Origin of the sequence: Rhodoferax sp. AJA081-3, from assembly GCF_017798165.1 — a bacterium.
GTDB lineage: Bacteria > Pseudomonadota > Gammaproteobacteria > Burkholderiales > Burkholderiaceae_C > Allorhodoferax.
On record NZ_CP059068.1, the window covers coordinates 308,820 to 328,800 of the forward strand.

Sequence of the window (19,981 nt, forward strand, 5' to 3'; positions counted from 1 at the left end):
GAAACGGAGAGTAAGGTTTGAACGAAGTTGTGATTTACACGGATGGCGCCTGCAAGGGCAACCCCGGCCCGGGTGGTTGGGGTGTCTTATTGCGCTCGCCCGATGGAACCGAAAAAGAGTTGTTTGGCGGCGAACTGGCAACAACCAACAACCGCATGGAGATGATGGCGGTGATTCAGGCCTTGCAGGTACTCAAACGCCCTTGCTCGGTGACCCTGCACCTGGACAGCCAGTACGTGCTCAAGGGCATCACCGAGTGGCTGGCCGGCTGGAAAGCCAAGGGCTGGAAAACGGCCGCCAAACAGCCGGTCAAAAACGTGGACTTGTGGCAGCAGCTGGACGATTTGGTGGCGCAGAAGGGCCATACCATTGACTGGCGCTGGGTCAAGGGCCACGCCGGAGACCCGGGCAATGAACGGGCCGATGGACTGGCCAACCGTGGGGTTGAGTTGGCGTTGCGGCGCTAAAGCGCGCCAGGTACCGACCCGGCCCTCAGCCGCCGATGTAACTCATCTCCACACGGCGGGCACCCCCGCCGGTATCGGGGGCCTGGGCGCCGCGCAATTCTGAGTAGCGGTCGCTGCGTCCGGTCCAGATATGCCCAATGGCATGGGCCAGGTCGGCGTCGCTGGCTTCTCCCCTGACCAGGCTGCGCAAGTCGTAACCCTGGTTGGCAAACAGGCACAGGTACAACTGCCCTTCGGTCGTCAGGCGCGCACGGTTGCAGTCGCCACAAAATGCCTGGGTTACGCTGCTGATCACGCCGATTTCTCCGGCCTGCGGGTCATGCGCGCCAGATGCATCGGCATATCCCCAGCGCTGGGCCGTCTCGCCAGGGCTGGTGGGTGCCAGGGCCAGCAGCGGAAATTCGGTTTGCAGGCGCTGCACCACCTCGGCGGAGGGCACAACATCGTCCATGCGCCAACCATTGGTGGCGCCCACATCCATGTATTCGATAAAACGCAGGACCAAGCCGCTTCCCTTGAAATAGCGGGCCATGGGCAGGATTTCCTGGTCGTTGGTGCCACGCTTGACGACCATGTTGACCTTGATGGGGCCCAGCCCGGCGGCCTGCGCGGCCCGTATCCCATCCAGCACGTCGGCCACCGGAAAGTCCACATCGTTCATCCGACGAAAGACCGCATCGTCCAGTGCATCCAGGCTGACCGTCACACGCTGCAGGCCAGCGTCCTTCAAGGATTGGGCTTTGCGTGCCAGCAATGCGCCATTGGTGGTGAGTGTGAGGTCCAGCGGGGTGCCATCTACGGTGCGCAGCCGGGACAATTTTTCAATCAACACTTCGATGTTCTTGCGCAGCAGCGGCTCTCCGCCGGTCAGCCGGATTTTTTGCACGCCATGGTTCACAAACTGCTGGGCCAGGCGGGTAATTTCTTCAAAGCTCAGCAGCGACGCATGGGGCAGGTAGGTGTAGTCCTTGTCGAAGATTTCCTTGGGCATGCAGTACCCACAGCGAAAGTTGCAACGGTCGGTCACGCTGATGCGCAGGTCGCGCAGGTTGCGGCCCAGGGTATCGGTCAGCAGTCCGTTGGCCGTGATGCGCCCGCCTGGCAGGTTCGCTGCAGCAGGGACCGGCAGGGCACCCGCACGTAAATCGACCAAGGGCACAACTTTGGGGCTGAATCGTTCGGACATGGTGTCCTATTGTCCCTCGTTGGCGTGGCCTTGGCTGTCACCCATGAAAAAAGCCCGCTTGCGCGGGCTTTCTGGAGTTTGCTGTGGGGGATCAGCCGCCGTGGATTTTCATCATCAATGGCACGATCAGCAGGGCCACGATGTTGATGATCTTGATCAGCGGGTTGATGGCCGGGCCTGCTGTGTCCTTGTAGGGGTCGCCCACGGTGTCTCCGGTGACGGCGGCTTTGTGTGTCTCAGAGCCCTTGCCGCCGTGGTGGCCGTCTTCGATGTATTTCTTGGCGTTGTCCCAGGCGCCGCCGCCGGTGCACATGGAGATGGCCACAAACAGGCCGGTGACGATGGTGCCCATCAGCAGGCCCCCCAGCGCTGCGGGGCCCAGGGCCAGGCCCACTACGATGGGCACGACCACCGGCAGCAGCGAGGGGATCATCATTTCCTTGATGGCGGCGGTGGTCAGCATGTCCACCGCGGTGTCGTACTCGGGTTTGCCCGTGCCATCCATGATGCCCTTGATTTCCTTGAACTGGCGGCGCACTTCCACCACCACGGCACCCGCTGCGCGGCCCACGGCCTCCATGGCCATGGCACCAAACAGGTAGGGAATCAGGCCACCGATGAAGAGACCAATGATGACCATGGGGTCGCTCAGGTCAAAACTGATGTGTTTGCCAAACGCGTCCAGCTTGTGGGTGTAGTCGGCAAATAGCACCAGGGCGGCCAGGCCGGCGGAGCCAATGGCATAACCCTTGGTCACGGCCTTGGTGGTGTTGCCCACGGCGTCCAGCGGGTCGGTGATGTCGCGCACGCTGGCGGGCAGCTCTGCCATTTCGGCAATACCACCGGCGTTGTCGGTGATGGGGCCGTAGGCGTCCAGTGCGACCACAATACCGGCCATGCTGAGCATGGAGGTGGCGGCAACAGCAATGCCATACAGGCCACCCAGGCTGAACGCGGTGTAAATGGCGATACAGACAAAAATCACGGGCCAGGCCGTGGAGCGCATGGACACCCCCAGACCGGCAATGATGTTGGTGCCGTGGCCGGTGGTGGAGGCCTGGGCAATATGTTGCACCGGTGCGTACTGTGTGCCGGTGTAGTACTCGGTGATCCAGACCAGCGCGCCGGTCAGTACCAGGCCCACAGCGCAGGCACCCATCATGCTGCCAGCGTTGATCACACGGCCATCGGTCAGGGTGATGGCGGCGGGAAACATCGCGTGGGTGACAAAGTAGAACGCGATCAGCGACAACACGCCGGCGATACCCAGCCCCTTGTACAGGGCGGGCATCACGTTTTTCATGCCCGGTGACGCCTTGACAAAGAAGCAACCAATGATGGACGCCACAATGGACACAGCGCCGAGGACCAAAGGATATAAAACGGCTGTGGCCCCCGCGCTGCTTGCCAGTAGTGCTCCTAAAACCATAGTGGCGATCAGGGTGACGGCATAGGTCTCGAACAGGTCGGCGGCCATGCCGGCGCAGTCGCCCACGTTGTCGCCCACGTTGTCGGCAATCACAGCAGGGTTGCGTGGGTCGTCTTCGGGAATACCGGCTTCGACCTTGCCCACCAGGTCCGCGCCCACGTCAGCACCCTTGGTGAAAATGCCACCGCCCAGTCGGGCGAAGATGGAAATCAGAGATGAACCAAAGGCAAAACCAATCAGCGGATTGAGCAACTGAGCATAGGCCTTGCCATCGGCAGGCACGCCGCCCATGGTCAGGTACCAGTAAAAACCGGTTACACCCAGCAAACCCAGGCCTACCACCAGCATGCCGGTGATGGCGCCACCGCGGAAAGCAACATCCAGCGCGGGGCCAATGCCCTTGGTGGCGGCCTGCGCGGTGCGCACATTGGCACGCACCGACACATTCATGCCGATGAAGCCGCAAGCGCCAGACAGTACGGCACCCACAACAAAACCAACGGCGCTCAAGGGGTCCAGGAAGATGCCAATCAGTATGGTCAGCACCACACCCACCATGGCAATGGTCTTGTACTGCCGGGCCAGGTAGGCCGCAGCACCGGTCTGGATGGCAGCTGCAATTTCTTGCATGCGTGCATTACCGGCGTCTTGGGAAAGAATCCAGCTGCGTGCCCAAAAACCGTATGCAACGGCAATGAACCCGCAGACAAGCGCCAGAATCAGCGCTGAGTTGCCTGTCATAAACATCTCCTCTATTGTTGTTTCGCGAAGGAGGAGGCAACGCTAGTGATGATGCCCCCACTGCGTTGCTTCCTCTAAGCTCCAGCCCAACAGAGCGTCACGGAGATGATTGGCCAACGAGCGGAATGTAACGTGAAAAAAAGGCGATTTTGTGAATCGCAAGAGTCGAGTCAGTAAAATGAGGGTAAATACTGACCGCTTACGCGCTTCGGTATAGCCCTTTTTACATAGCCCTTAGAGAGTCCCCATGTCCCTTGATAAAGTCACCCCCGGCAAAAACGCCCCCGAGTCCTTCAACGTGATCATCGAGATTCCCATGAATGCCGACCCGGTCAAATACGAGGTGGACAAAGACAGCGGCGCCATTTTTGTGGACCGCTTCATGAGCACCGCCATGCACTACCCGACCAACTATGGTTATGTGCCCAAGACCATCTCCGGTGACGGTGACCCGGTGGATGTGCTGGTGATCACCCCTGTGCCCCTGATCCCCGGTGTGGTTGTGCCTTGCCGTGCCATTGGTATTCTGAAAATGACCGACGAAGCCGGCGAAGACGGCAAAGTGTTGGCCGTGCCCATCGACAAGATCCTGTCGCTGTACAGCCAGTGGAAGAAGCCTGAAGACCTGAACCCCTTCCGCCTCAAGACCATTGCCCACTTCTTTGAGCACTACAAAGACCTGGAAGAAGGCAAGTGGGTCAAGGTGCAGGGCTGGGAAGGCCCAGAGTCTGCCAAGAAGGAAATCATGGACGGCATCGCCAACTACAACAAAGAGCATTCGGCATAAGTGCCAAGGACCAACGGCCGTACGGTGGCCGTTGGTTCATTTTTCCGTGCAACGGCCCGGCAGTGGCGTGTATGATTCTTTGACGAGCCCAGCGTTTGAGCGAGGGTTGGCTTTTCTGAGTGAAGAAGGACACAGCCATGCAAACACTTTCGAACCCGAACCCCTTTGACCAAAAGGCCGCGCCGGGTGCCGCAGCAACCGCGGATTCCGGGCAGTATTTGACCTTGCGGCTGGGCGACGAAGAGTACGCCATCGACATCATGCGTGTGCAGGAGATCCGCTCTTACGAAGAGCCGACCCGCATGGCCAACTCCCCCAGTTTCATCAAAGGCGTGATCAATTTGCGCGGTGTCATCGTCCCTATCGTGGACCTGCGCATGAAGCTCAATATCTCCAACGTGGAGTACACCGAGTTTACGGTGGTCATCATCCTCAAGCTCAAGGGCGCTGTGACTGGCGCCGTGGTTGATGCGGTGTCAGATGTGGTGACGCTGGACGCCAAGACCATCAAACCCGCCCCCCAGTTCGAGTCGGCCATAGACTCCCGCTTTATCCTGGGCCTGGCCCAGGTGGGCGAACGTATGCTGATTGTGATGAATATGGAAGCCTTGCTCAGCAACGCGGAGATGGGGATGGCGGCCTAGCTAGCACTGTTGCCCCCACGCTTCAACGAAGCCGCGCTAGGTCGCGGCTTTTTTCTTGCGTGGTTTTTTGGCGGCAGGGGCTGCGGTGATGCCCAAGGCTGATTCCAGCTCCGTGATCGCGTTCTGCGTGTAGTCCAGCATGCGCTGCAGAGCGGGCACCGAACGGCGGCAGGCGATGTAGCCAAAACCCAGGTTGTCGCCATAACTGCTGATGGTGATGTTCATCGCCAGGTAGTGCGTGGGTATGGAGACCGGGTAAGCCTCGTCCAGCCGTGCGCCATTGAGGTACAGCGTATCCCGCGGGCCGGGCACGTTGGAGATGACCAGGTTGAACAGCGGGTGTTTTTCGGCCGTGCCGGTGACAATGCCCACGCCCAAGGGTGAGATAGACGTGATGCCGTGCGCCATCTTTTGCAGGCGCGGCATTTTGGTCAGCCGGTCTTTGGCGTGGGTGGTGGATTCCACAATGCGTTGCAGGCGCTTGAGCGGATCGGCAATGTGGGTCGCCAGGCTGGCCAACAACAGCGACACCTGGTTGCCACCGGCCGTGGTTTCCCCGTGCAGCGACACCGGTACCATGGCGACCAGCGGCTTCTTGGGCAGCTTGTGTTGCGCCAACAGGTATTCGCGCAGGGCGCCGCCACAAATGGCCAGCGTCACGTCGTTGACGGTGGCGCCCGCGGCCTCACCAATCTTCTTGAAACGGGCCAATGAATACGACTGCGACGCAAAGCGGCGCGAGCCCGAAATCTCCACATTAAAGGGCGTGGGTGGTGCCTGAAAGGGCAGTGCGCCCACGGTCTCGTCGTCAGACGGACGCATGATGTCCCACAGCCCGCTGCCAATGCCGGGCAGGATGTCTTTGCCCGCCTTGGCCGCATTGCCCAGTTGCTCCAGCCAGCTCGGTGGTGCGGATTTGGTGCGCGACGTGGGGTGCTGGCCAAAGGGCAGGGCCCACATGGGCGCCTTGGTGTCTGCTGCGTTGGTGCTCATGGCGTTGGCCGCCATGCGGGCACCGGTCACACCGTCGATCAGCGCATGGTGCATCTTGGAGTAGGTGGCAAAACGGCCACCCGGCAGGCCTTCGATGACATACATCTCCCACAGCGGGCGGTTGCGGTCCAGCAGGTTGCCGTGCAGCCGGGACACCATGGCCAACAGCTCGCGGATGCGGCCGGGCTGGGGCAAGGCCAGGTGGCGCAGGTGGTAGTCCAGCTCGAACTCTTTGTCTTCTTCCCAGTACCACAGGCCCATGCGCAACACCGGTCGCAGGTTGAAGGGTGCCAATGCCTTCGTGTGCTGGTTCCAGTGGGCCAGCAATTGGCTCACATAGTCAGGCACAGAGCCCGCAGGCGGTGTGTAAATGCTCAAGCCCGCAACGTGCATGGGCTGGTTGCGTGTCTCCATCCACAGGAATGCGGAATCGGTGGGGCTGAGTGCGTGCATGGTCGTGTGGGGTTTAGGCTGTTTGGCCTACGACTGTATAACGTTCACGGTTGTCCTGCAGCCACTGAAGCGACATTGATATGTCCTGCTGGCGCGGGTGGAAGGTGGGTGCCTTGTAGGCGCGCCATGCCGCCACGTTGCCCCGCACCATGCCGTCCTTGGCAAACAGCAGTGTGAAGGCGCTTTTCCAGGTGCTCCACTGGAACAGGCTGCCGTCGTGCCACAGGTTGCGCACGGTCTGCCGGGTGATGTCTGCGGCAAAGGTCCAGGTGATGTAGTGCAAGAGGCGCAGGCGCCACTGTTCGGAGCCATCCAGCGCCCGGTAGACATCAAAGGCCGTGCTGCAGTGTTCGGCCTCTTCGGATGCATGCCACATCCACAGCGTCTGCAGCCGGGGCTCTGCACCGTGCAGGGCTTCAGGGTGGCGGAACATCCAGTCGGCAAACATGGCGGTCAGGTGTTCGGTGGCGGCGGTGGCGGCCACATGCAGGCGCACGTCCAGGTGGGCGTTGTCGCGTATGCGTTTGGCCGCGCGTTGCTCCAGTACATTGTTGAAACCCAGCTTTTCCAGATGGCCGTTGAATAAGGCGTGGATGCGGCGGTGGGTGGCCTCTTGGCCTACAAAACCTTGCACCTCGGCGGCCAATGCTGGCTTTTTTTCATCGGGCAAGGCCTTCAACCCAGCGCGCACCGAATCCATGAAGTACTGTTCCCCCACCGGGAAACTCATGGACAGGGCGTTGAAGAAGGCGGATCGAAAGGCATCACCCCCATTCCAGCGGGCCGGAATGGGTTCGGCCAGGTCAATCAGCAGCCTGCGCACCACGAGATCGGTCATGTTGTTGCTCCTTGGGTGTCGGGAAGAAGCCCGCGCAACTGCGCGATAACCCATTCCCGAACGGATCGGTCCAGGCACATTTGCAGATGGCCAAGGCCGTCAAAAACCGTGGCCTCCACGCCGTGCAAGACCTGGGCCCGTTGTGGGTACACGATACCGTCTTGCGGCGTGATCGCAATGCGCATGCGCGCGCGCACCGCATCACTTTCGCTGGCCGCGAGTTCCGCCAGCCAGGTACTTTGCCAGCCCATCTGTTTGCCGTTGGGTGTGCGCGTGTTGGGTGCGAGTTGTGTTCCCGCATGGGGGGTACCCAGCGTCAGAACCCGTGCCACGCGGTCCACGCCACAGGTGCGCATCCACGTGCGTATGGCCAGCCCGCCCATGCTGTGGCCGACCAGGGCCACTTGGGAGGCGCCGGTTTGCTGGCACAGCTCCATCACGGCTACTTCAATAGGCATCACATACTTGTCGATGGACGTGAACAGCGGCTCCAGGTTCACCGCCAGCACGGTGTGCCCCTGGGCGCGCAAGCCCTGCGCAACCGTATCCCATATACGGTGGTTGCAGACATAACCATGCACCAGTACAACAGGGATTTGCGGGGTGGCGCCCGTGGCGGGCAGGATGTGGGGGGTGTCAACGGTCCAGGGCTGGCGCAGCATAAAAATCAACACACTGGCCCGGAACTCTCCCCACACCGCACGCAGCCAGGCCCCCAACGGTTCACCATGGGCCTTGGACTTGAGCCCGGTCACCAGGCACACCAGCAGGGTGGACAACAGGGGCACCAGCAACGCACCCACCAGCGAGCTCCAGGGCGTAGTACCGGCCAAGCGGTGCAGCAAAAACCCCACGATGGCGCCTGCCGCCGCCTGGATAAAAATCAAACGTCTAAGCAGGCTGGCGAGCATGGGGATGGTCCTCAGTATTGGGGTTGGTGTTTTCGGATAGCAGCTTTGACTGCATCGGTCAGTGTAAAGCCCGCCCCATACCGCTGGGCCAGTTCCGCCGCACGCGCCTCAAAGGCTTCAATACCCATGCCATAGATGAATTGCATGGCGCCACCGGTCCAGGCCGGGAAGCCAATGCCGAAGATGGAGCCGATGTTGGCATCGTGCACCGTGGTCAGCACGTTTTCGCTCAGGCAGCGGGCGGTTTCCACCGCCTGGCGGTAGAGCAGGCGGTCCTTTAGGTCGGTGATGTTCCACTCTGCGCCGGGCTTCTCGAACAGTTCCTTGAGCCGGGGCCACAGGAATTTTTTGGCGCCTTTTTCAGCGGGGTATTCATAAAAACCACCGCCACCTGCGCGGCCAGGACGCTCGTGTTTGCGCACCATGTCGGCCACCAGCAGTTCGCCGGGGGAGGGTGTGTAGGTTTTGCCCTCTGCCTCATAGTCAGCGCGGGTCTGGTCCATGACATGCAGGCTCAGCGTCAGCGCGGTCTCGTCCAGCACGGCCAGGGGGCCCACTGGCATGCCGCACTGGATGCCCGCGTTTTCAACCGCCGCGGCAGGTATGCCTTCGCCCACCATGGCCACACCTTCCATGACAAAGGTGCCAAACACGCGGCTGGTGAAGAAGCCGCGCGAGTCGTTGACAACGATGGGCATCTTGCCAATGGCCTGCACATAGTCAAAGGCGCGGGCTACCGTCTCGTCGTTCGTTTGTTTGCCGCGAATGATTTCCACCAGCTTCATCTTGTCCACCGGGCTGAAGAAGTGGATGCCGATGAACTTCTCGGGCGCAACACTTGCGGTGGCCAGACCGCTGATGGGCAGGGTGGAGGTGTTGGAGGCGAAGAAACCACCGGCGGCCAGCAGGGGCTCAGACTCCTTGGTCACACGGGCCTTGAGCTCGCGGTTTTCAAACACGGCCTCGATGATCAGGTCGCAATCTTTCAGGTCGGCTACCGAGCCGGTGGCATGGATGCGGTCCAGCACGGTCTTCTGCTCCTCGGCCGTCATGCGGCCCTTGTCCACGCGCGCTTGGGTCAGCTTGGCGGTGTAGCCCTTGCCCTGGTCGGCCTTATCCTGGCTCACGTCCTTCAGCACCGTTGCGATGCCCTTGGTGGCCTGGGCGTAGGCGATGCCCGCGCCCATCATGCCGGCGCCGAGCAGGCCCACCTTGGCGGGCTTGAAGCGCGGCACATCCTTGGGCCGACTCTGGCCACTCTTGATGGCGTTGAGGTTGAAGAAGAAGGTGTTGATCATGGCCCGGGCGTTGGTGCCGGTCATCAGCTTGGCCAACGCGCGGCTTTCGATGCGCAGCGCGGTTTCGATGTCCACCTGCAGGCCTTCCACCATGCAGGCCATGATGGCCTCGGGAGCAGGGTAGAGGCCACGGGTTTGTTTCTTGATCATGGCCGGTGCCACCGGCAGCATCTGCGCTACCGCGGGGTTCGATGGCAGGCCGCCGGGTACCTTGTAGCCCTTGGCCTCCCACGGATGTTGGGCCGTGGGGTTGGCGGCGATCCAGGCCAGGGCCTTGGCGCGCATCTCAGCCGCGGCGTTGTCGCCGGGGGCGACCAGGTCATGCACCAGGTTTAAGCCCTTGGCTTCAGCGGGCGAAAAGATCTTGCCCTCGACCAGGTAGGGCTGCGCACCCATCAGACCCAAATGGCGGGTCATCTTGGTCACGCCGCTGGCGCCGGGCAGCAGGCCCAGCGTGACCTCGGGCAGGCCCAGCTGGATCTTGCGGTCGTCAATGGCGATGCGGTGGTGGCCCACCAGGGCTACCTCCCAACCGCCGCCCAGCGCCGTGCCGTTGATCAGGCTGACCACCGGCTTGCCCAGGGTTTCGATGGTGCGGAAGTTCTGCTTCAGCTTTTCGATCTCGGCGTAGATCGTGGGTGCGTCGCTGGGCTTCAGACGCATGGCGCCCTTCAGGTCGGCGCCGGCAAAGAAGGTGGATTTTGCCGAGGCCAGCAGGATGCCGGTGATGGCGTCCTTGTCCTTCAGAACCTGTTCGGCCAAGGCCGTCATGTCTTCCTGCCACTGCAGGCACATGGTGTTGACGGGAGAGTTGGGCTCGTTGAAGGTGATGGTGGCGATGCCGTCGGTTAGGGAGTATTGGATAGTTTTCATGGTGCTATATAATTAGGAGCGTACTAGGTATATTTCACGGGGGCTAGAGGCCAATTTCTTATAAATGGATTTCTAGCGAGGCATTTAGATTGCTTCCACAATCGTCGCAATCCCCATGCCCCCACCCACACACAGCGTTGCCATGCCATACCGCAGCTTGCGCCGGTGCAACTCGTCGATCAGCACGCCCAAAATCATCGCGCCGGTGGCACCCAGCGGGTGGCCCATGGCGATGGCGCCGCCGTTTACGTTGACCTTGTCGTGCGGCACCTTCATCTCCTTCATGAAGCGCATCACTACGGCGGCAAAGGCTTCATTGACCTCAAACAGGTCGATCTGGTCAATCGTCAGCCCGGCTTTGGCCAAGGCCTTGCGCGCGGCGGGCATAGGGCCTGTCAGCATGATGGTGGGGTCAGCGCCGCTCAGCGCAGTGGACACGATGCGGGCGCGGGGTGTCAGGCCGTGGGCCTTGGCGGCGGCCTCGTTGCCGATCAGCACGGCAGCCGCGCCGTCAACGATACCGGACGAGTTGCCCGCATGGTGCACGTGGTGGATGCGCTCCACGTGGGGGTAACGTGTCAGCGCCACCTGGTCAAAACCCATGCCACCCATTTGCTCGAATGCGGGTTTTAAACCAGCGAGTCCTTCCAGCGTGGTGTTGGGTTTGATGAATTCGTCCTTGCCCAGAATGACCTGGCCCAGGCTGTCTTTCACCGCAACCACCGAGCGGTCGAAGTAACCAGCCGCCTGCGCCTTGGTGGCGCGGCGTTGGGATTCCAGTGCGAAGGCATCCACGTCGGCGCGGCTAAAACCTTCCAGCGTGGCGATCAGGTCGGCGCCAATGCCCTGGGGCACGAAAGCCGTTTGCGAATTGGTTTCGGGGTCCATGGCCCAGGCCCCGCCGTCGGAACCAATCGGCACGCGGCTCATGCTTTCCACACCGCCGGCTACGACCAGGTCTTCCCAACCCGAGCGCACCTTTTGCGCCGCCATGTTGACAGCCTCCAGGCCCGAGGCGCAGAAGCGGTTGATCTGCACGCCCGACGCCCGAAAGTCCCAACCGGCCTTCAGCGCCGCCACCTTGGGGATGACCGAGCCCTGGTCGCCCACGGGGGAGACCACACCCATCACCACATCGTCGACCAAGGCGGTGTCGAACTTGTGGCGCTGTTGCAGGTCGGTCAGCAGGCCGGCCAGCAGGGTCACGGGCTTGACCTCGTGCAGGCTGCCGTCTTTTTTGCCCTTACCGCGCGGGGTGCGGATGGCGTCAAACACAAATGCTTCGGTCATGGTGGTGGTCTCCGGTTCAAAGAGGGTTGGCACGGGTGTGCAAGACGCAGTCTTTTGCATCGAAATTGCAGTATATTCTTTTTGCCAAGCAAATGCTTTGTAAAATTAATGTCCTTGCGGGACAGACCGCCGCAGCGCAGTTGCAAGCTCTGTCCTCAACTGATCAAAAACCCGAGGTGCACAATGATTGACAGAACGCTCTTTTCCTCCGACCACGAATCCTTTCGTGACAGCTTCCGCAAGTTCGTTGAGAAGGAGATTGCGCCTTTCCACGCCGATTGGGAAGAGCAGGGTTACGTGGACCGCGCGGTGTGGACCAAGGCCGGTGAGAACGGCTTTTTGTGCATGAGCATGCCCGAGGAATACGGCGGCTCCGAGGCCGACAAGTTGTATTCGGTGATCCAGTTCGAAGAGATTGCCCGCGCGGGGTGCACAGGCATTGGCTACAGCCTGCACAGCGAGATCGTGGCACCCTACATCTTGCACTACGGCACACCCGAACAAAAGGCACGTTACCTGCCCAAGATGGCCACCGGCGAAATGATTGGCGCCATTGCCATGAGTGAACCCGCTGCGGGCTCAGATCTGCAAGGCATCAAGGCCACCGCCATCCAGCAACCAGACGGCAGCTATTTGCTGAACGGCAGCAAGACCTTTATCACCAACGGCTGGCACGCGGATGTGGTGGTGGTCGTGGCCAAGACCAACCCGGCGGCTGGTGGCAAGGGCACCAGCCTGCTGCTGGTGGAGCGCGGCATGCCCGGCTTCTCAGTGGGCAAACGCCTGAAGAAAATGGGCATGAAGGCGCAGGACACGTCCGAGCTGTTTTTCGACAATGTGCGGGTGCCGGCGGAGAACCTGCTGGGCGGCGCGGCCTATGAAAACAAGGGTTTTATCTGCCTGATGGAGCAGTTGCCGTGGGAGCGCCTGCAGATTGCCATCTCCGCAGTGGCTGCAGCACAAGCCGCGATCGACTGGACCGTGGACTATGTCAAAGAGCGCAAGGTTTTTGGCCAGCCCGTGGCGTCGTTCCAGAACACCCGCTTCAAACTGGCAGAGCTGCAGACCGAGGTGCAGGTGGCCCGTGTCTTTGTCGACAAGTGTTGTGAGTTGATTTGCCAGGATAAGCTGGACACCGCAACCGCCAGCATGGCCAAGTACTGGACCACCGACCTGCAGTGCAAGGTCATGGACGAATGTGTGCAGCTGTTTGGCGGCTACGGTTATATGTGGGAATACCCCATCACCCGCGCCTATGCCGATGCACGGGTGCAGCGCATCTACGGCGGCACCAACGAGATCATGAAAGAGGTCATCACCCGGGCTATGGGCCTTGGTGCCAAATAGGTCGGTAGCCCCCGTATTGATTGACTGTGTTGCTATAAATACAGTAGTAAATTGCGTTTTACAGCACGGTCTGGCGAACGGCGTGTTCCCAGCGCTCCATCAACTCCAGCGCCCGTGACCGCTCTAGCGTGGGCAGGAAGCGCCGCTCGGAGCGCCACAGTGCCGACAGCTCGTCGGTGTTTTTGTATACGCCTACGGTAAGCCCGGCCAGGTAGGCAGCGCCCAAGGCCGTTGTCTCAATGACGGCAGGGCGCACCACCGGAATACCCAGCAGATCGGCCTGGAACTGCATCAACAGGTCGTTGATGCAAGCCCCACCATCCACACGCAACTCTGACACGGTGGCGCCACCCACATCCGCCACATCGCGGCCCATGGCCTGCAGCAGCGCCGCGCTCTGGTAGGCAATACTTTCCAGCGACGCCCTGGCAATGTGGGCCACGGTGCTGCCCCGTGTCAGGCCGGTGATGGTGCCGCGCGCATCGGGTTTCCAGTAGGGCGCGCCCAGGCCGGTGAAGGCCGGCACCACAATCACGCCACCCGAATCGGGCACGCTCTGCGCCAAAGCCTGCACTTCGCCACTGGCCTGTATGGCGTGTAAGCCGTCGCGCAACCACTGCACCACCGCACCACCCACGAACACGCTGCCTTCGATGGCGAACTCGGTCTTGGCGGTAGCCTGTGCCGCGCTGGTGGTGATCAGCCCATTGTGGGATGTTTGGAAGTTGCCGCCAGTGTGCATCAGCATGAAACAACCCGTGCCATAGGTGTTTTTCACCATGCCGGCCTTGAAGCAGGCCTGGCCAAACAGGGCGCTTTGCTGGTCGCCCGCAACGCCGCCAATGGGAATGGCATGGCCCAGCAGATCGGGCGTTACCTCACCGTATTGCGAGCTGGACGGTTTCACCATGGGCAGCAGGCTTGTCGGAATATCCAGGGCCTGCAGCAGTTCGGCATCCCACGTGTTGGTGTGTACGTTGAACAGCATGGTGCGGGATGCGTTGCTGACATCGGTGGCGTGTACGGCCCCGTTTGTCAGGCGCCAGATCAACCAACTGTCCACCGTGCCAAAGGCCAATTCGCCGTTGCCAGCCTGTTGCCGTGCGCCGGCCACGTTGTCCAGAATCCATTTCAGCTTGGTACCCGAAAAATACGCGTCTACCAGCAGGCCGGTCTTAGCCTGGATGGTGTCTGCCAGACCCCGCTCGCGCAGCGCCACGCAGGTGGGCTCGGCACGGCGGTCTTGCCACACGATGGCGTGGTGTAGGGGCAAACCGGTCTTGCGGTTCCATACGACCGTGGTTTCGCGCTGGTTGGTTATGCCCAGGGCCTGCACCTGGCCGGCCTGTATGCCGGCCTTGGCCAGGGCTTCGCGGGCAGTGGCCAGCTGGGTGCGCCAGATCTCCTGCGGGTCGTGCTCCACCCAGCCGGGCTGGGGGTAGATCTGGGGCAGCTCCAGCTGGGCTTGTGCCACCACGTGGCCCTCTGCGTCGAACACAATGCTGCGCGAGCTGGAGGTGCCCTGGTCCAGGGCAAGCAGATAGGTCATGGATTCACCTTGGGAGTAGCGGGAGGCGTGGTGGTGGATGCCACGGTGTATCGCACCTGCGCATCCGTGAGCAGGTCAGGAAAGGGGTCTGGCGGCGTGTCGTCGGTGAACAGGCGGTCGATCTGCGATAGCTTGGCCACCTCGACCATGGCGGGGCGGTTGAACTTGCTGCTGTCTGCGGCCACCCAGACCTCGCGTGCGTGGGCAATGATGGTTTGTGACACCTTGACCTCGCGGAAATCAAAGTCGCGCAGCGTGCCGTCCGATTCGATTCCCGAAATGCCGATCAGCGCAATGTCCACCTTGAACTGGCGGATGAAGTCCACCGCGGCTTCACCCACGATGCCCTGGTCCCAGCCGCGCACCACACCGCCGACCACGATGACTTCGCTGTTGGCATTGGCGCTCAGGATACTGGCCACGTTCAGGTTGTTGGTGATAACGCGCAGCCCCGTGTGGTTGAGCAGGGCCCGGGCAATGGCCTCGGTCGTGGTGCCAATGTTCAGGATCAAGGAACAGTCATTGGGCACGGCAGCGGCCACATCGCGGGCGATACGCACCTTGCCTTCGGCGTTGAGGTTCTCGCGCTGTTTGTGGGCAATGTTTTCGATAGTGGAGCTGGGCACCCGCACACCACCGTGGAAACGCGCCAACAAGCCCTCATCGGCCAGGCGCTGCACGTCACGGCGTACGGTCTGCAAGGTCACACCCAGTGTGTCGGCCAACTGCTCCACGGAAACCGTGCCGTGGGTTTGCACGTAGGCCAGTAATTCAAACAATCTGGGGTGTCGATTCATTTATGTTCCTTTGGCGGATCACGCCTTGGGTCGGTATCTTAAATCGAATAAAAACGAACCAAACTAGGGTAAATACCGATAAAAAACGAAAGCAAAAGAATAACAATCGCTGAATTCGAATTCAGACGAAAACACAAAGAAAAGGTGGCGTGATGCAGTTGACCCTTGAAGGCATCAACAAAAAAGTGGGCCCGCAGACCTGGTTGCACAACATGAGCATTGCACCCCGAAGCGGCGCAGTCACCGTGTTGTTGGGTGCAACCCAGGCCGGCAAAACCAGCCTGATGCGCATCATGGCCGGGCTGGATGTGCCCACCTCCGGCCGCGTGATGGTGGACAGGCGCGATGTGGTGGGTGTGCCGGTGCGCGACCGCAATGTGGCCATGGTCTACCAGCAGTTCATCAACTACCCCTCACTCAAGGTGCGCGACAACATCGCATCTCCTCTCAAACTGCGTGGCGAAAAAAATGTAGACCAGCGCGTGCGCGAGCTGGCCGAAAAATTGCACATTGAAATGTTCCTGGACCGCCTGCCTGCAGAACTGTCGGGCGGGCAGCAGCAACGTGTGGCCTTGGCCCGTGCATTGGCCAAGGGTGCGCCGCTGATGCTGCTGGATGAACCGCTGGTGAACCTGGACTACAAGTTGCGCGAAGAGTTGCGTGACGAATTGACTGCGCTGTTTGCAGCGGGCAACTCCACCGTGGTGTACGCCACCACCGAGCCAGGCGAAGCCCTGCTGCTGGGCGGCTACACCGCCGTGCTGGACGAGGGCGAGTTGCTGCAATACGGCCCCACGGCCGAAGTTTTCCACAAGCCGGCGTCGTTGCGGGTGGCACGCGCCTTTAGCGACCCCCCCATGAATTTGTTGTCTGCCATGGCAACCCCCGAGGGTGTGCAACTGGAGGGTGGGCCGCTGTTGGCGCTGGGGCTGGCGTCCAAGGCGACACCCAAGTTGACGGTTGGCATGCGCGCCAGTGCGGTGCGTGTGCAGGCCCAGCCGGGCGACGTGGCACTGCCGGGCAAGGTGGAGCTGGCCGAAATTTCAGGGTCCGACACCTTTGTGCACGTGCACACCCTGGTGGGCGAACTGGTGGCCCAGCTCACCGGTGTGCACCACTTTGAGCTGGGTGCCCAGGTCACTCTGTATTTCAACCCCGCACAGGTTTATGTGTTTGATGCCCAGGGCATGCTGGTGCTGGCGCCCGTGCGCGGCGGAGGACGTTGATATGGCACGTATAGAACTCGACATGGCCCATGCCTACCGGCCCAACCCCAAGCAGGACAGCGATTACGCGTTGCTGCCGCTGAAGATGACATTCGACGACGGTGGCGCCTATGCGCTGCTGGGCCCGTCTGGCTGTGGCAAGACCACCTTGCTCAACATCATGTCTGGCCTGGTGACCCCGTCGCAGGGCACGGTGTTGTTTGATGGCCGTGATGTGACCCAAGCGTCGCCCCAGCAGCGCAATATTGCCCAGGTGTTCCAGTTTCCTGTCATTTACGACACCATGACGGTGGCCGAAAACCTGGCATTCCCCCTGCGCAACCGCAAGATGCCCAAGGAACAGATTGCCAAACGCGTGGGCGAGATTGCCGAGATGCTGGAAATGAGTGGCCAGTTGAACCAGCGCGCAGCCGGTTTGGCCGCGGACGCCAAGCAAAAAATTTCCCTGGGCCGTGGTCTGGTGCGCCCTGATGTATCGGCGGTGTTGTTTGACGAACCACTGACCGTGATCGACCCGCATCTCAAGTGGCAGTTGCGGCGCAAGCTCAAGCAGATCCACCATGAGCTCAAGCTCACCTTGATCTATGTGACCCACGACCAGGTGGAGGCGCTGACTTTTGCCGACCAGGTGGTGGTGATGACACGGGGCCGCGCGGTACAGGTGGGCTCCCCAGCGGATTTGTTCGAGCGCCCCAGCCATACCTTTGTGGGCCACTTCATTGGTTCACCGGGCATGAATTTTCTGGCGGGGCAGGTCAATGACCAGGGTGTGCAGGTGGGTGGCAACACACTGGCCTTGCCGGCTGGCCGCACCCTGCCGGCGGGCGACATCAAGCTGGGCATACGGCCAGAGTATTTGACCCTGGTGCCTGCACAAACCGACGGTGCGCTGGCGATGACCGTGTCACGCGTGCAAGACGTGGGCACCCATGTGATGTTGAGCGCAGATTTTGCCGGCACAACGCTGAAGGCCCGCCTGTCCACAGACGCGGCCCAACTCGCACCGGGTGACACCGTGTGGCTCAAGGTGCTGGGTGAACACACCTGCGTTTACAAGAATGAGGAGATCGTGGCATGAGCACCACCACCAAACCGGTGAATCAGAAAGCCTGGTTTTTAATTCTCCCGATGCTGATCTGCGTCGCCTTCTCGGCGGTGCTGCCACTGATGGTGGTGGTCAACTACTCGGTGCAGGACATCATCTCGCCCGAGCGCAGGGTGTTTGTCGGCACCGAATGGTTTGCCGCCATCATGCGCGACGAAGAGTTGCACGGCGCCCTGTGGCGGCAGATCACCTACTCGTTTGCCGTGCTGGCGGTCGAGCTGCCTTTGGGCATTTTGCTGGCCCTGGCCATGCCGGCCCACGGATGGAAGTCATCCGCCGCGCTGGTGATTGTGTCGCTTTCACTGCTGATCCCTTGGAACGTGGTGGGCACCATCTGGCAGATTTTTGGCCGAACGGATATCGGGCTGATGGGGGCGGCGCTGCTGGGCATGGGTATTGATTTCAGTTACACCGGCAATCCGGTGCATGCCTGGCTCACGGTGTTGTTGATGGACGTGTGGCACTGGACGCCGCTAGTCGCCTTGCTGGGTTATGCGGGTCTGCGCTCCATACCCGATGCCTACTACCAGGCCGCCAGTATTGATGGTGCCAGCAAGTGGGACGTCTTCCGGTATGTGCAGCTGCCCAAGATGCGCGGCGTGCTGATGATTGCCGTGCTGTTGCGCTTCATGGACAGTTTCATGATCTACACCGAACCCTTTGTGCTGACCGGTGGAGGGCCAGGCAACTCGACCACTTTCCTGTCGCAGTTCCTCACACAAAAGGCCGTGGGCCAGTTTGACCTGGGACCTGCTGCGGCGTTCTCGTTGATCTACTTCCTGATCATTCTGCTGATGTGTTTTATCTTGTACAACTGGATGCAGCGTGTTGGCACCCAGGCAAAGGAGGGTGGCCATGAATAAGCCCAAGTTTCAGAAGCGATCACTGTTCATGGTCGCCTATGTGGTGTTTGCGCTGTTGCCCATTTACTGGATGGTCAACATGTCCTTCAAGACCAACAATGAAATCCTGGCCGGGTTCTCGCTGTTCCCGCAGCATTTCACGTGGGACAACTACAAGACCATCCTGACCGATCCGGCCTGGTACTCGGGCTACATCAACAGCCTGATCTATGTGGGTATCAACACCGTCATTTCGCTGACCGTGGCGCTGCCGGCGGCCTATGCGTTTTCGCGCTACAGCTTTCTGGGTGACAAACATGTGTTCTTCTGGTTGCTGACCAACCGCATGACACCGCCTGCGGTTTTCCTGCTGCCGTTCTTCCAGCTCTACACCTCGGTGGGCTTGATGGACACCCATATCGCCGTGGCACTGGTGCACCTGTTGTTCAACGTGCCTTTGGCGGTGTGGATTCTGGAAGGTTTCATGAGCGGCATTCCGCGGGAGATTGACGAGACCGCCTATATCGACGGGTATTCCTTCCCCCGATTCTTTGTGCAGATTTTCCTGCCGCTGATCAAGGCCGGTGTGGGTGTTGCCGCGTTCTTCTGCTTTATGTTTAGCTGGGTGGAGTTGTTGCTGGCCCGCACCTTGACCAGTGTGAATGCCAAGCCTATTGCCGCCACGATGACCCGCACGGTGTCAGCCTCTGGCATGGACTGGGCCACGCTGGCTGCGGCTGGGGTGCTGACCATTGTTCCTGGCGCCATCGTTATTTGGTTTGTTCGCAACTACATCGCCAAGGGTTTTGCGATGGGTCGCGTGTAACAGAGGAGTTCAAGATGTTTGAATGGATGGCATGGACCACCCCCGTGGCAGTGTTCTTCTCGTGCATTGTGCTGATGCTGGCTGGCATGACGGTGTGGGAGGTCAAATCGCCCACCACCCTGCGCAAAGGTTTTCTCCCCATGGAAACCACCCGTGGTGACCGCCTCTTTATCGGCCTGTTGTCTGCAGCCTATGTGAACCTGGCCTTTGTCGGAATCAGCGGAAAACTGGTGACCTGGATGGGCCTGGAGGCAGAACCCTCCATCTGGATCAGTTTTGTACTGTCCATGGTCTTGCTCGCCCTGATCATGCGCAAAGGCTGACATTCATTTTTTTCTGGATCAAGGATCGGCTTGTTTCCCCCCTGGAGCCGTGACAG

18 protein-coding genes are annotated in these 19,981 nt (G+C 60.7%); 9 read left to right on the forward strand and 9 right to left on the reverse strand.

Going from position 1 to position 19,981, the window contains the following annotated elements:
- Window positions 1-17 precede the first annotated feature (17 nt).
- Window positions 18-467: a ribonuclease HI gene (rnhA, locus tag HZ993_RS01465; RefSeq protein WP_209395507.1), complete on the forward strand. Its 450-nt coding sequence runs from the start codon at window positions 18-20 to the stop codon at window positions 465-467.
- Between the two features lie 25 nt (window positions 468-492).
- Here rnhA and moaA read toward each other — a convergent pair whose 3' ends face one another.
- A complete protein-coding gene (gene moaA / locus HZ993_RS01470) occupies window positions 493-1,653 on the reverse strand; it encodes a GTP 3',8-cyclase MoaA (RefSeq protein WP_209395508.1) in 1,161 nt (386 codons plus the stop codon).
- Window positions 1,654-1,744: 91 nt separating this feature from the next.
- Complete coding sequence (locus HZ993_RS01475) at window positions 1,745-3,823, reverse strand: sodium-translocating pyrophosphatase (RefSeq protein WP_209395509.1); 2,079 nt, start codon at window positions 3,821-3,823, stop codon at window positions 1,745-1,747.
- Window positions 3,824-4,070: 247 nt separating this feature from the next.
- Between HZ993_RS01475 and ppa the strand changes: the two genes are divergently transcribed.
- The gene (gene ppa, locus HZ993_RS01480) at window positions 4,071-4,610 is read left to right on the forward strand and encodes an inorganic diphosphatase (RefSeq protein ID WP_209395510.1); all 540 of its coding nucleotides are present in this window, start codon (window positions 4,071-4,073) and stop codon (window positions 4,608-4,610) included.
- A 137-nt stretch (window positions 4,611-4,747) separates the two neighbouring features.
- Window positions 4,748-5,254, forward strand: coding sequence for a chemotaxis protein CheW (locus HZ993_RS01485; RefSeq protein ID WP_209395511.1), 507 nt, complete (start codon window positions 4,748-4,750; stop codon window positions 5,252-5,254).
- 36 nt (window positions 5,255-5,290) lie between these two features.
- Here HZ993_RS01485 and HZ993_RS01490 read toward each other — a convergent pair whose 3' ends face one another.
- The 5 genes from HZ993_RS01490 to HZ993_RS01510 form a co-directional block, all read right to left on the reverse strand.
- Complete coding sequence (locus HZ993_RS01490) at window positions 5,291-6,700, reverse strand: wax ester/triacylglycerol synthase family O-acyltransferase (protein ID WP_209395512.1); 1,410 nt, start codon at window positions 6,698-6,700, stop codon at window positions 5,291-5,293.
- Between the two features lie 13 nt (window positions 6,701-6,713).
- Entirely contained in the window at window positions 6,714-7,538 is an 825-nt protein-coding gene (locus HZ993_RS01495; protein ID WP_209395513.1) for a metal-dependent hydrolase, read from the reverse strand.
- Entirely contained in the window at window positions 7,535-8,449 is a 915-nt protein-coding gene (locus HZ993_RS01500) for an alpha/beta fold hydrolase (protein ID WP_209395514.1), read from the reverse strand. The genes HZ993_RS01495 and HZ993_RS01500 overlap by 4 nt, the downstream gene beginning before the upstream one ends.
- Before the next feature lie 11 nt (window positions 8,450-8,460).
- Complete coding sequence (locus tag HZ993_RS01505) at window positions 8,461-10,620, reverse strand: 3-hydroxyacyl-CoA dehydrogenase NAD-binding domain-containing protein (RefSeq protein ID WP_209395515.1); 2,160 nt, start codon at window positions 10,618-10,620, stop codon at window positions 8,461-8,463.
- An 84-nt stretch (window positions 10,621-10,704) separates the two neighbouring features.
- Window positions 10,705-11,910 carry an acetyl-CoA C-acetyltransferase gene (locus HZ993_RS01510; RefSeq protein WP_209395516.1) on the reverse strand — a complete coding sequence of 402 codons (1,206 nt, stop codon included), beginning with the start codon at window positions 11,908-11,910 and terminating at the stop codon, window positions 10,705-10,707.
- Window positions 11,911-12,093: 183 nt separating this feature from the next.
- Between HZ993_RS01510 and HZ993_RS01515 the strand changes: the two genes are divergently transcribed.
- Window positions 12,094-13,257: an acyl-CoA dehydrogenase family protein gene (locus HZ993_RS01515; protein ID WP_209395517.1), complete on the forward strand. Its 1,164-nt coding sequence runs from the start codon at window positions 12,094-12,096 to the stop codon at window positions 13,255-13,257.
- Between the two features lie 58 nt (window positions 13,258-13,315).
- On the opposite strand, the gene glpK is transcribed toward HZ993_RS01515, so the two are convergent.
- Both glpK and HZ993_RS01525 read right to left on the reverse strand, forming a co-directional pair.
- Window positions 13,316-14,806 carry a glycerol kinase GlpK gene (gene glpK / locus HZ993_RS01520; RefSeq protein WP_209395518.1) on the reverse strand — a complete coding sequence of 497 codons (1,491 nt, stop codon included), beginning with the start codon at window positions 14,804-14,806 and terminating at the stop codon, window positions 13,316-13,318.
- The gene (locus HZ993_RS01525; RefSeq protein ID WP_209395519.1) at window positions 14,803-15,603 is read right to left on the reverse strand and encodes a DeoR/GlpR family DNA-binding transcription regulator; all 801 of its coding nucleotides are present in this window, start codon (window positions 15,601-15,603) and stop codon (window positions 14,803-14,805) included. Before HZ993_RS01525 ends, glpK begins: the two co-directional genes overlap by 4 nt.
- A gap of 152 nt (window positions 15,604-15,755) precedes the next feature.
- Between HZ993_RS01525 and HZ993_RS01530 the strand changes: the two genes are divergently transcribed.
- Genes HZ993_RS01530 through HZ993_RS01550 form a run of 5 tightly spaced genes read left to right on the forward strand, consistent with a single transcriptional unit; the run spans window position 15,756 to window position 19,925 of the window.
- Window positions 15,756-16,829, forward strand: coding sequence for an ABC transporter ATP-binding protein (locus HZ993_RS01530; RefSeq protein ID WP_209395520.1), 1,074 nt, complete (start codon window positions 15,756-15,758; stop codon window positions 16,827-16,829).
- A gap of 1 nt (window position 16,830) precedes the next feature.
- Window positions 16,831-17,907 (forward strand): ABC transporter ATP-binding protein, encoded by a 1,077-nt coding sequence (locus HZ993_RS01535; protein WP_209395521.1) that lies wholly within the window; start codon window positions 16,831-16,833, stop codon window positions 17,905-17,907.
- On the forward strand, window positions 17,904-18,797 hold the full coding sequence (locus tag HZ993_RS01540; RefSeq protein ID WP_209395522.1) for a carbohydrate ABC transporter permease: 894 nt from the start codon (window positions 17,904-17,906) through the stop codon (window positions 18,795-18,797). The genes HZ993_RS01535 and HZ993_RS01540 overlap by 4 nt, the downstream gene beginning before the upstream one ends.
- Window positions 18,790-19,602, forward strand: coding sequence for a carbohydrate ABC transporter permease (locus HZ993_RS01545; protein ID WP_209395523.1), 813 nt, complete (start codon window positions 18,790-18,792; stop codon window positions 19,600-19,602). Before HZ993_RS01540 ends, HZ993_RS01545 begins: the two co-directional genes overlap by 8 nt.
- Window positions 19,603-19,616: 14 nt before the next feature.
- Window positions 19,617-19,925 (forward strand): DUF2160 domain-containing protein, encoded by a 309-nt coding sequence (locus tag HZ993_RS01550; protein WP_209395524.1) that lies wholly within the window; start codon window positions 19,617-19,619, stop codon window positions 19,923-19,925.
- Window positions 19,926-19,981 lie beyond the last annotated feature (56 nt).